An 11,981-nucleotide genomic window follows, 5' to 3' on the forward strand; every position below is an offset into this window, starting at 1 on the left:
CGCTTACGTACGCCACTTTTATTACCGTAGAGGCGTATAGATAATTCTGTAAACTCATGATATACTACTTGAAACTTACGGTTTATCGGGGGGATAATTTTTGATCAATTACGATTTACTGTTGAATGACACGAACTACGAACTAACCCACCATCAAACGATTGCAAATAAAATCGACCGCTTCCAAGTGATCATCATTCATGATCGCCAGCCCAACTTTTTTGATTATAATTACTTACTTAACTTTCCGTCTGAAAATGTACGTAAAAAAGTGGATGCCAAACGTATTTTCCCAAGAGTGAAAAACGAGACATTCGTTGTCCGTCAGCAAAACTACGAAGAAAATATTGATTTATTTTTCAAGATGCGTGTAGATGCGAGGCGTGAAGTGCTTGCGAAGGCGACAGAGTTCATGATAGCTAAATTTTTCAGCACCTATGAAGGTCATCTTGCACCATTGCTTGCGAATAAGCCGACACTTAAATGGGAAATCATCAATAAATTACACGATAAATACGATAAGATTCTGCGGGCACACGACGGGCTCAATGATGAAAATTCCTGGAATGTATTCAGCACGTGGTACAGGACATATTTAAAGAATTATACCATCAAAGAGTTGATCGAAAAGCATGGTTACGATACGCTGAACGCTCTTAACAAAAAAGAGTTGAATGAATTATTCCTCGAAAAAATGAGCGCCAGTTTCGCTTCTAATGATAGCTTCCTGAATACATTTACCACTGACGTCAACGTTTACTTCGAAAGAATGGTTTCCGAAATACTCGCGAAGTTTGAATCGGAAAAAAACTCAATGGAGCAGATTAATGAATTAATTGGAGTTAGTGCACAGTTTTCCATACATCAACCTATCGAAGCCACGGTAAAAACAAATAATCTTGTCGTCATGAGTAATGTTGTTTATCAATTCATTACAGAAGCAATTTCTAACCAGAAATTCGTTTGCGAGCCCGATCAATGGCCACGAGCAACTATTCAAGGCACTAGATTAGCGGGTTCTCTACAATTACTTCCGAATGAAGAGGATCAAACAGCAAGCCGCTTGAATCTGCTGCATCACTATGCATGTGCATTATCCGAAGTCGATGTCGACGTACTGGATTCGCTATGTCATATGTATTTGAGACAATCCCCGCAAGCTAACACCCGAGTAGAAATTCGGATTGATGATCTATTGACAATCCGTGGACTCAAAACAAAACTCGGAGGAACAGGGCGAAGAGGTGGCTACGAAAAAGATCAACGCACCCAAATAGTGAAAGCGCTTTCGGTTATACAATCACTATGGGTAGAACTTGATAGCATAGTAATCTATGAACAAGGAAAACCAGTTAACAAGAAGATGCAAGGTCGCGCATTCTTTTTAACAAATGAAGACGGAAGTCCATTTACATTTATCGAAGATTCACTGCCTGAACGTTTATATGTCATGATCGGAGATGTATTTGATCATTTTTTACTGGGATCCGCGAGACAAGTGAAATTATTGCCGAAACAAGCAATCGAACTCAATCCATATCAGCGTAAATGGGAGAAAAAACTCATCCGTTATATTAGCTGGCGCTGGCGTACACAGGCACGCAAAGCAAGTTATTTGCAACCACATAAAATCAGTACATTGCTCGAAAAAATAGGTCTACAAGCTGACTCACAGGCTCCATCACGCATTCGGGACCGTCTGGAGAAAGCTCTTGATCTACTTGAAGAAGAAGGCGTCATTACGTTTTGGCAGTACAATCAATGGAACGAAGACAGTATGTCGAAAAAAGGTTGGCTGCGTGTCTGGTTAGATTCTACGATCATCATCGCGCCACCTGACGAGATTGTGAGCTATTACGAGCCGATCGAGAGAAAGAAATCCATCAAGGCGCCAAACAAATTTTCCTTAGTACAAACGAAAGAAGAAATCTGCAAGAACATCGGTAGTGATTTTAAAGAATGTCGGATCTATCGTGGCTTAACACTGAAACAAGTATCTGACGAATTGAATATTTCAACATCCTATATAAGCAATATTGAACGAGGTGGAGCGTTGCCTTCAGAAACAGTCTATAAAAAGATGAAGGATTGGTTAAACTAAGGTGGCATGATAGTATACTTGTCAGCTTAACTCGGCTAACTTAAAATTAAATATATAACTTTTTAAAAAAGCGAACATACGGACGCCATACTAAGGTATACTAAGCAAAGCTCAGTTTTTGTCGAGCTTTGCTTTTTTATCGATAAAAGCAAACTTAAAAGATTATAGAATCTTAAGAAACCTGGTTCCAAATAATCCTTGTTATCTAATATAGTTCGCATCAAATAAATCAGCATGCCATAAATATCCCACGAGCAGCAATCAAGAAGAGGGGATTAGCAACGACAAGAGTTACTTCATGCAAAAGTATTGGTTTCAGATGATTTATTAATTTACCAAGGAAAAGAATGTAAAACATTTCCTCGGTAAACCAATCTGAGATTTATCTAACAATGAACGTAAATATTGAAATCCTACATAAACCATATAGAGCGCGATTTTCAAGCTGCAAAGGTTTTAATAAGCCAGCATTATGCATCAATGCGTATAACGTTATTTAATGATAAAAAGCTATACTACATATCAACAAATAACAAAATACGAACATACAAGCGTTTATTAACACAATTATAATCAGGGCTCATATGGAGGAAAAGACTAAACACATAGGATATTCTCAAGAAACCTGGTTCCAAATAACCCTTGTTAAGTACAATATTACTCGCATCACATAACCACAATACACTTCAATTATTGCACGTAAAGCAATCAAGGAAGGCGATTAAAGGCTACTTAAAGGGTCTTTTCGAGAAGTCATCAAAGTAATGTTAGAAGTGGTCAGCAACTTTCGGCAATAGGATAACTAGTATGAAGAAGGTATAACGATGGATCAACATGTTAAAAGCCCAAATAAACGACACATTAAAAAAGCTTGTTCAGTTAAGCTGGTGAGATTTATTGTCGATATAGTTAAATGACATATTAAGCTCAGTGCAGGAAACCGATGAAATTGAAAAGCGAAACGTAAACACCATAAAGCTTGAAGTGAACCGGTTAAGTAATTATAATAAGACGAACGCGAAATTCAGCGGAAAATTCGCTGATATCTCACTATCGCAAGTATACTTAATAGTGAAATATTACTTCCTATAATTTATATTATGTTCGGGGCGTTCTACGATCTATACATATTCTACTCTCGATGTATCCTTCTCGCGCTAGCTTTCTAAGCGATTCTTATGATCTTTAGTTTTGATGTGTTCAAAGTCGATATGTCCTACACTGTACTCAATGACATCGTTAATGAATAGCTTGTGATCTTTTGCCAGCTGTTTAACGGATTCCAATAATTCTTTATCGTACGTCGTTTTGTACTGGATTCGATCTGTTGGACGTAAATTCTTATCGTACTCAATAACTCCTGTGGCTAATACGTTCCACAATCCATTTTCCAATAAATAATTGCTATATGTATCATGTTCTTCAGATAATTCTTCTAATTGCTGTAAAATCTCTTGACTGATATTCGTGCGAAATTTAATCCGTGTTTCATCTGTCGTTTGAATCATTTTTCCGTTCACTAATTTCCACATTGTCATTTCCTCCTTAGATATGAAAAACTCGCAAATAGTACATTCACGAGTTAATCTTTTGTAATCGATCCGTTTGTTGTAACGCCTGGATATTCGCAGAGCCCGTTGCAAACATCGCCATGCGTAATTCCAGCTCACGAACTTCCATTGTTTGGAAAACGTTTTCAGCTGATATAGTTGCTTCTTCTAAAATCGCTCGACCAAAACCGACAAAATCTGCGCCTAACGCGATACATTTTGCAGCGTCGACACCTGTATGAAGTCCACCACTTGCTACTAATAACTTATCGTTCATATGAGGTTTAACTAACTGTAGTGAATCTGCCGTTCGAATTCCCCATTCGCTAAATGCTGCTGCCGCTTGCTGTTTAATCGGCGTCGTACGGTATTTCTCAACTTGACTCCAAGATGTTCCCCCTGCACCAGCTACATCAATGAATGACACACCGATATCCAAGAGCTTCTTAGCAGTTTGGCCATCTATTCCCCATCCAACTTCTTTAATGCCGACAGGAACCGATAATACATTGCATAATTTCTCGATTTTACATAATAAATTACTGAAATTCGTATTACCTTCAGGTTGAATAACTTCCTGTAATACATTTACGTGCAATACTAATGCATCTGCATCGGTATAATCGATAATTTGACGACATTCGTCTGCAGAAAAACCATAATTCAACTGCACTGCACCTAAATTTGCGATAATGGGAGCCGTTGGAGCATATTTTCGTAATGCAAATGAAGGACGGAATGCTTTACTCTCTATTAAAGCGCGTGTCGAACCTAACGCCAGTGCCCAGCCTCTTTGTTCTACAGCAAGTGCTAGATTTCGGTTAATCGTTTCCGCAAAATCCGCACCACCGGTCATCGAACTCACTAAAAAAGGTGTTTTGCATGACTTTTTTAGAAAGTTTTGCTCCATATTGATATCGTCAAATGATAATTCAGGTAAGGCATTATGCAGAAATTCATACCGCTCCAAACCTGTCGTAATCGCATTTCCAGTCACATGTTCTTCCAACACGATTTGAATATGCTGTGCTTTCCGGTCATTCAGTTGCTTGCCCATGATATTAACTCCTATCTACTAGTAAACCCATTTTTATATTAGTCGGTTACTATGAATTATAGCTGTTCTACTTCGATTACACAAAATATAAAAAAGCTCTGATATAAAATCGGAGCTTTGTACGTTTTAAAATGTTGAAACTAGATGTTTTTTCCACTTTTCATCCGTTATTTGTCCTTGATCAAGATAAATAATACGGTCACCTAGGCGTTCTGCTTCTTCAAGATCATGAGTTACAATAATGAACGGAATTTTCCACATGGCATGTAAACGTAAGAGCTCATCTTGACACTGTTTCCGCGTTTCTTTATCGAGAGCAGACAACGGTTCATCCAGCAATAACACGGAAGGTTGGGTAGCAAGTGCTCTAGCCAATCCGACACGCTGTTTTTCTCCGCCTGAAACCTGGTGGGGATACTTCTGTAGTAAATGCTCGATTCCTAGTACTTGAAGTAACTCCCAAATCATTTTGTTACTTTCTTTTCGCTCATTCTTTTTCACGCCAAACCAAATATTCTTCTCGACCGTCATATGTGGAAATAATGCATAGTCTTGGAATAAATAACCGATTTGACGATCGCGAGCAGGCATTGGTTTTTCATCCGTTTCAAAAAAAGTGCGTTCATTCGAAAGAATCAATCCATGATCCGGCTGTGCAAGCCCCGCAATATAGTTCAATATCGTCGTTTTACCAGAGCCGGATGGGCCGACTAACACCAGGATTTCATTGCACATTTCAAAATGAATGTTCATGTCAAAATGCGCGAGTTGTTTATTGATTTCCACATGTAGCATGTCAAATCCCCCTTACACTCAAGACTTCGTAAAACGTCTAATATTACGCTTGCTCCACCAATTCACCCATAAAATCAAACTAAATCCGAATGTAATGATGATCACTACCCAAAACGTCGCTTTTTCCATCTGTCCCGACTCTACGGCGAAATAAATCGCCATCGGAATCGTGTCGGTTTTACCTGGTATGTACCCTGCAAGCATTAAAGTAGCACCGAACTCTCCTAGACCTCTTGCGAATGACAGCACCAACCCTGCCAGTAAACCAGGCCAAGCAAGCGGGAATACGACTGACCAGAACACGCGCCATTCCGAAGCACCCATCGTACGCGCAGCATTTGATAATCGTTCATCGAGACTTTCAAATGCTGCCGCTGCGCTTTGATACATTAAAGGAAACGATACGACAATCGAAGCAATAACAGCGCCAATCCACGTAAAGACGATTTGGAAATCGAACCATTCGAGTAACCAACTGCCGATCCAGCCCTTTTTACCGAATAAAATGAGTAAACCGAAGCCGACGACGGTCGGTGGTAACACGAGAGGCAATAAAAACAATGCTTCCAATATGCTTTTTCCGAAAAAATCACGCTTCGCAAGTAAGTACGCAATGAACACGCCTGCTACAAAAACAAAGAAAGTGGAGATAGCAGCTACTTTCAGAGATAATAATAAAGGTGAATAATCCATATCCAGCAAGCTTTCTCCCCCTTCCTTTACTTAAATCCAAACTTCTGCAGCGTTTCTTTTCCTTCCTCACCAGTCAAATAGTTAAGGAATTGCTGTGCGGCATCCTGATGCTTAGATTCAGCCACGACAGCGCCCGGGTACACGATCGGCTCATGCCAAACTGCATCTGCTTCTGCTAAGACTTTTACATCATCTGAAATGTATGCATCACTTGAATACACGACACCGTAATCTGCGTTACCCATTTCCACATGTGTCAGTACTTGACGTACGTCTGAGCCGAGAACTAATTTATCTTGCAAAGACTCCCAGAGATCCAAGCTTTCAAGTGTCTCTTTCGTATAGCGACCAACTGGCACCGATTCCGGTTCACCAACTGCTAAATGATCGAGTGCTGCTGGATCTATGTCTTCAAATGAGGAAATCGTACGATTGGAATCTTTATGTGTAATTAATACGAGTGCGTTTTCAGTAAAATCTTTTCTTGACTCCTTGACGAGTAACCCTTTATCTTCCATATCATTCATATCTTTTGAACTGGCAGACAAGAATAGGTCAGACGGTGCGCCGTTTTCAATAGTCGTTGCCAATTTCCCCGAGCTGCCGAAGTTGTATGTCACCGTAATGCCTTCATGCGCTTCTTCAAATGGCCCTTTTAACTCTTCCAATACATCCGTCAAACTGGCCGCAGCAGAAATTAATAATTCAGCTTCAGGTTTCTCTCGATCCACTGCGCCTGATTTCTCCGTTTCATTCGTATCTGAACATCCTACCAGCAAAACGGCTAGTGAAATGAACAGAGTGAAAAATGAAAATCGTTTCATAATGTAGTACCCCCTCCTTCCCTATTACTTATAACTAGATATATCTAAACATAACTAGTTAGATCTAGAATCATCATATTATGCTTTATAAAGCTTGTCAATTTTGCAATTATGGATGATATGTTAGAAGATAGATGTACTATTTGTGGAGGGTTGAGACATGACAAATCTAGAAAATGATATCTCCTATACGACCGATGAAATCGCTCAATTGTTGAAAGTGTCGAAATTAACAGTGTATGACATTATTAAAAAAGGAGAAATCCGAGCCTATCGCGTGGGACGTCAAATGCGTGTCGATGCCGTAGATTTGACAGCATATAAAGAACGACTGAAAAGCGGCGGCGAATCGGCAACGGCGCCTACGACTTCAGTGATTTCACAAGTCGCTGCTTCAGAAACGGTTTCAGACAACCACGTCATCATCAGTGGACAAGATTTGAGTCTGGACATCGTAGCTAGTCATATAGAAGAATCGGGACTCTATCGACCGTTGCGATCATTCTCCGGCAGCTTGAATAGCTTGATCAAGATGTATCAAGGACAAGCCGACATCGTCAGTACGCATTTATTTGACGGAGAAACCGGTGAATATAATTTGCCATATATTAAACGGCTACTTACGGGGCGCTCTTATATGGTCATCCACTTGCTAGGTAGAAAAGCTGGGTTATATGTACAAAAGAATAATCCGAAGCAACTACAGAACTGGTCAGACCTGGGACAACCAGGTGTCCGCCTTGTGAACCGCGACAAAGGCTCAGGAGCTCGTGTTTTGCTGGATGAGCAACTACAACTCGCAGAAATTACAGCCCCTTCCATTACAGGCTATGACGACGAGGAGTTGAATCACATGGCCGTAGCGACCCGCATTGCTTCCGGTTACGCAGATGTAGGCGTCGGAATCGAAAAAACTGCCCGATTGATCGATGTGGACTTCATACCATTAATTCAGGAGCAGTATGATTTAGTGCTGATCAAAACGGCTGAAAATGAAAAGCTGCGCGAACTCATAGTAGAGACACTGAACTCCGCTTCGTTCAAAGAGCAATTGGCTGCGGTGGGTGGCTATGACTTAACGAAAACTGGAACTATTTTGTATGAAACGGTGTAGGCATAGTTGATCGATTTTATGTAACTAGTGAGGTTTAGCACGGGTTTCGCTCATTAATTCGTCTACGCGCTCATAGTTCATGCGTAACCGCTCTATGGCCATCTCCAACCGCTCTATCACGGTCCGTAACCGCTCATACATTTCATCAAGCGCTCTATCAAGACCTGTATCCGCTCATTAGCCTCAGCATTTCGCCTATCCACACTCACCAAACACCTTCAACAAAAAAGTAACCCACCAAGTAAAAGGCGGGTTACTCTCTATCATTCTCATAATACTCTTCAAGCGAATCTGTCTCATAATACATCTCTTCTTGCGTCTCAAAGCGATTATATCGCATCGTGAACAAATAAAATACATGAGTCGCCACCACTTTCAGTAGCGCATACGCAGGAATCCCGAGAATCACCCCAGCGACGCCGAACAGCGAGCCGGCCGTCAGTAAAACAAAGATAATCGTGATTGGGTGGATATGCAGCGACTTCCCCATGATTTGAGGCGAAATAAATTTCCCTTCGATCACTTGCACGATCGTCCACACAATCGCCAGCTTGACGAGCATGAATGGCGACGTGACCATCGCAATAATAGCCGCTGGCGTGATCGCAATCACCGGACCCAGATATGGCACGATACTCGTGAACATCGCAAGTACTCCGAGCAGCAATGCATACTTCATTTCAATAATCAGGAAGCCAATTGATACCATGATCCCAATCGCAATCGCAACTAAAATCTGACCTTGAATATACGCACTGATTTGTCTATCAGCATCGCGGAAGATGATCGCTGCATCGTCACGTAAACGTGGGGGCAACATACGCAAAATCGTTTGTGGTAACTTCTCACCGTCCTTCAGTAAATAAAACAGAATGAGCGGCACGGTAACAATGCTCAAGATAATTCCGGTAAGCGCGGAAACGAATGACGTCAAGCCTGATGCGATACCACCTATCGTCTCCGTGAAGAATTTGCCGATGCTTTCGAAACCGGAGTCAAGGAACGTATTGACGTTAAAGTTGAATCCTTGATAAATCGGAGCAAAAATGGAGTTCTTGAAAAAATTATCCATGTCCAAAATCAACTGTTTAAAGTACTGAGGAAATTCATCGAATAAATTGATCGACTGCAAACGCAGGAACGGTAACACTAAGAAAATGACTAATGTTAGTAACCCAGCAGTTGCCAGTAAAAGGATCAAAATTCCATAGACGCGTGGTATGCGTAAACGCTCTTCTAAAAACCGAAGAATCGGACGCATTAAGTAGTATAAAATGGTCGCAAGTACTACAGGCAAAACGACAGTCGAGAAAAATACTTGAATTGGATAGAAAATAAATGAAACTTGAGTGAAGACCAAGATGATCAATCCAATGAACAATAAACAAAGCAGTACAAACAATGTAGATTGACCACCGAGAAATCCGACAATTGGTGATGTAGAAGGAATAGACCAGAAATCTCGTAAAGAAGGCTTTTTTGGTGGCTGCCTCAACGTTTCACTCCCCCTTTATTCGATCCGTTAGGGTGTTGCTAAAAATGAACGGATCGCTTCTCTGTTTTTATCTAAATCAATATCGATTACAGATCCTGCATGGCTGTATGAAGTAAAGGAGTAACTGCCCTCAACTGGAATACGTAATGTCTGCAGATCCAGTTTACGTTTTGCGATAACTGTCAGCACTTTTGTTAGCTCGTCCTTCGTAGTTAAATCCGTTTCAATGAAGTTATCGAGTGCGCCGGCTACTTTCGGTGCTTGCATAACAGTGGACACGCTAAATAGCTCGTCCTTCACTGCTTGTATCACTTCCTGCTGGCGGTTGACCCGACCGAAGTCGCCTTCATCGTCTGCACGGAATCGTGCATAACCGAGTAACTCTTTACCGTTCAACCGCTGTACGCCCGGTTTTAGCGTAACACCGATTTTCTCAGACATTTCATTCTTTACATTCATTTCGAGGCCTTTCGGAAACGCAATATCCATGATCGACTCGAAATTATTAAAATCGACAACTGCGTAGTGATGAATCGGGATATTGAACATCCCCGAAATCGTTTCTTTCGCCGTTTGTACTCCGCCTAAGTAGTACGCGGTATTAAGCTTGTACGACTGGTACCCTGGAATTTGTGCGTAAATATCCCGCATGAATGAAATTAAATGCGCAGTACCAGCGGTTTGATCCCAAGACAGCACCATCATCGTATCGGTGCGATATTTTCCAGTGCCATCATTGTCGATGCCAAGCAATAAATAATTTTCCGTCGTCGGATCTTGCGGACTCAGCAAATCACCTTGAAACTCTCCTGGATTAATCTTACTGCCTGCCGTCATAGCCTTACCTTGTTTATATTGAAAGTAACTATACGCTGAGGTCGTTACCGTGAAAAGCAATAGTACTGTCATAAAAACTCTGCCAACGCGTAATTTACGCTTCTTTTTTCTGCGATGCGGCTGTTGTTCGTCGAAGTGTTCTTCCATGTGGCATTCATTCCTCCATTATCCGTGTGTATCCTGTTAATCAGGACGTTTCTGTTCACAAGGGGTTGCGTCCAGTTACGAGCTTTGCTTGGCGGACCGACCTATTTGCAACGCTAGCACTAGCATAGCCACAAATAAAACAAGAAATACGAACAATGTCACGTAATGATTTTCAGTATAGTCATATAAGGAAGCGATCAGTAACGGCAAAATCCCTCCGATGATGAAACCACCTGTCTGCATCATCGCAGTCCATGAATTTGTTTCTTCGGCAGTATCCGTCGCGTCCATCGGCATCAACAAGCAAATCGGGAATAATCCACCGAGCGGAATCCCCATGACGAGAACTCCAATGGCAAACCACAGCGGATCAGCTGTCCACATTAACCCAATCGAGACAATACCGAGTGCAAGAATTACGACAAGTGCCGGCGTTCTGCTAGCAAACTTCTGTAAAACAATAGGAAAGCCGATATTCATAAAAATTTGCACGATTGTCATCCCACTTAGCAATGTCCCAGCTTGTAGAAGCGTCATGCCGTGCGATACCGCGATAGGAACGAGATACGTCAAAACAGAAAAGAATAATGCGGTCTGTAAACCAAAGAAGATCAGGAAGCTCCATGCCTGTTTACTGCGCCAAGGGTTCTTCCCTTTTTCCACAGGTTGCTCTGTCACTTGCTTCACTTCAATCGGATGTGCAGCCGTAACTGCCCACGCAATAATGCCAAGAATTGCAATGACGGCCCAAACAGCGAGTGCGAATGAATAGGAGGATTTCTCATACAAGACACCTGTCAATCCAGTACTCAGCGTCGCCCCCATGCCCATGCCGAATGAATAAATTCCGACGACTACAGCAACATGCATCGGGAAGTATTGTTTGATCAGTGCGGATAATAGCGGACCAATGACAGCAATGGCCACACCTGCACTGAAAGCTGTCAGTAATAACACACTGAACGACGTGACAGAATAACGCATGCCGGTTGCTACAGCGAGTAACAACAACATCCAGTACATCGTTTTATTCAAGCCGATTGCTTTATTCAGTATCGGTGCTAGCAGAGCGAAGACGCCCATGCAGATCACTGGAATAACAGTCAGTAGACTTACTTGAGTGTTCGACAACAACAAATCATCACGGATGATGTTTAGCATCGGCCCGATGGACGTAATTGCCGGCCGTAAGTTGAGCGCGACTATAAAGATTGCAAATAATAATAGACCTTGACTAGTTTTAGAGCGCAATCCAAAGACTCCTTTTGTATAGGATACGTATAGAACATCTACCGTCATTATATCGTAAAACGAATTTGTAAACAGTACTAGTTCAAACATTCCATTTCACGTAATTTTAATGTATAC

General features: G+C 41.5%; 10 protein-coding genes. 2 read left to right on the forward strand and 8 right to left on the reverse strand.

Annotated elements, in window-relative coordinates:
- Window positions 1-100 precede the first annotated feature (100 nt).
- Window positions 101-2,101, forward strand: coding sequence for a helix-turn-helix domain-containing protein (locus CSV74_RS05240; protein ID WP_099690843.1), 2,001 nt, complete (start codon window positions 101-103; stop codon window positions 2,099-2,101).
- Between the two features lie 1,157 nt (window positions 2,102-3,258).
- Here CSV74_RS05240 and CSV74_RS05245 read toward each other — a convergent pair.
- From CSV74_RS05245 to modA, 5 genes are all read right to left on the reverse strand, one after another.
- Complete coding sequence (locus tag CSV74_RS05245) at window positions 3,259-3,633, reverse strand: rRNA methyltransferase (protein WP_099690844.1); 375 nt, start codon at window positions 3,631-3,633, stop codon at window positions 3,259-3,261.
- A gap of 43 nt (window positions 3,634-3,676) precedes the next feature.
- The gene (fni, locus tag CSV74_RS05250; protein ID WP_099690845.1) at window positions 3,677-4,708 is read right to left on the reverse strand and encodes a type 2 isopentenyl-diphosphate Delta-isomerase; all 1,032 of its coding nucleotides are present in this window, start codon (window positions 4,706-4,708) and stop codon (window positions 3,677-3,679) included.
- Between the two features lie 126 nt (window positions 4,709-4,834).
- The gene (locus tag CSV74_RS05255) at window positions 4,835-5,503 is read right to left on the reverse strand and encodes an ATP-binding cassette domain-containing protein (RefSeq protein WP_099690846.1); all 669 of its coding nucleotides are present in this window, start codon (window positions 5,501-5,503) and stop codon (window positions 4,835-4,837) included.
- A gap of 18 nt (window positions 5,504-5,521) precedes the next feature.
- Window positions 5,522-6,196 carry a molybdate ABC transporter permease subunit gene (gene modB, locus CSV74_RS05260; RefSeq protein ID WP_099637793.1) on the reverse strand — a complete coding sequence of 225 codons (675 nt, stop codon included), beginning with the start codon at window positions 6,194-6,196 and terminating at the stop codon, window positions 5,522-5,524.
- Window positions 6,197-6,222: 26 nt separating this feature from the next.
- Window positions 6,223-7,020, reverse strand: coding sequence for a molybdate ABC transporter substrate-binding protein (modA, locus tag CSV74_RS05265; protein ID WP_099690847.1), 798 nt, complete (start codon window positions 7,018-7,020; stop codon window positions 6,223-6,225).
- Between the two features lie 160 nt (window positions 7,021-7,180).
- Between modA and CSV74_RS05270 the strand changes: the two genes are divergently transcribed.
- A complete protein-coding gene (locus tag CSV74_RS05270) occupies window positions 7,181-8,134 on the forward strand; it encodes a substrate-binding domain-containing protein (protein WP_099690848.1) in 954 nt (317 codons plus the stop codon).
- 253 nt (window positions 8,135-8,387) lie between these two features.
- Here CSV74_RS05270 and CSV74_RS05275 read toward each other — a convergent pair whose 3' ends face one another.
- The 3 genes from CSV74_RS05275 to CSV74_RS05285 all read right to left on the reverse strand — a co-directional run bounded on the left by CSV74_RS05275 (window position 8,388) and on the right by CSV74_RS05285 (window position 11,864).
- Entirely contained in the window at window positions 8,388-9,584 is a 1,197-nt protein-coding gene (locus CSV74_RS05275) for an AI-2E family transporter (protein WP_037561801.1), read from the reverse strand.
- A 72-nt stretch (window positions 9,585-9,656) separates the two neighbouring features.
- The gene (locus tag CSV74_RS05280) at window positions 9,657-10,613 is read right to left on the reverse strand and encodes an LCP family protein (RefSeq protein ID WP_029053822.1); all 957 of its coding nucleotides are present in this window, start codon (window positions 10,611-10,613) and stop codon (window positions 9,657-9,659) included.
- A 75-nt stretch (window positions 10,614-10,688) separates the two neighbouring features.
- Window positions 10,689-11,864: an MFS transporter gene (locus CSV74_RS05285; RefSeq protein WP_158231749.1), complete on the reverse strand. Its 1,176-nt coding sequence runs from the start codon at window positions 11,862-11,864 to the stop codon at window positions 10,689-10,691.
- Window positions 11,865-11,981: the final 117 nt, after the last annotated feature.

Source organism: Sporosarcina sp. P19 (assembly GCF_002743165.1).
In the GTDB taxonomy this organism is placed as follows: Bacteria; Bacillota; Bacilli; order Bacillales_A; family Planococcaceae; genus Sporosarcina; species Sporosarcina ureae.

What these genes read in the sequence shown, in the direction of transcription:
- CSV74_RS05280 (WP_029053822.1), bottom strand. Translation starts at nt 10,613, where the DNA reads ATGGAAGAACACTTCGACGAACAACAGCCGCATCGCAGAAAAAAGAAG.
- CSV74_RS05270 (WP_099690848.1), top strand. Translation starts at nt 7,181, where the DNA reads ATGACAAATCTAGAAAATGATATCTCCTATACGACCGATGAAATCGCT.
- modA (WP_099690847.1), bottom strand. Translation starts at nt 7,020, where the DNA reads ATGAAACGATTTTCATTTTTCACTCTGTTCATTTCACTAGCCGTTTTG.
- fni (WP_099690845.1), bottom strand. Translation starts at nt 4,708, where the DNA reads ATGGGCAAGCAACTGAATGACCGGAAAGCACAGCATATTCAAATCGTG.
- CSV74_RS05255 (WP_099690846.1), bottom strand. Translation starts at nt 5,503, where the DNA reads ATGCTACATGTGGAAATCAATAAACAACTCGCGCATTTTGACATGAAC.
- modB (WP_099637793.1), bottom strand. Translation starts at nt 6,196, where the DNA reads ATGGATTATTCACCTTTATTATTATCTCTGAAAGTAGCTGCTATCTCC.
- CSV74_RS05245 (WP_099690844.1), bottom strand. Translation starts at nt 3,633, where the DNA reads ATGTGGAAATTAGTGAACGGAAAAATGATTCAAACGACAGATGAAACA.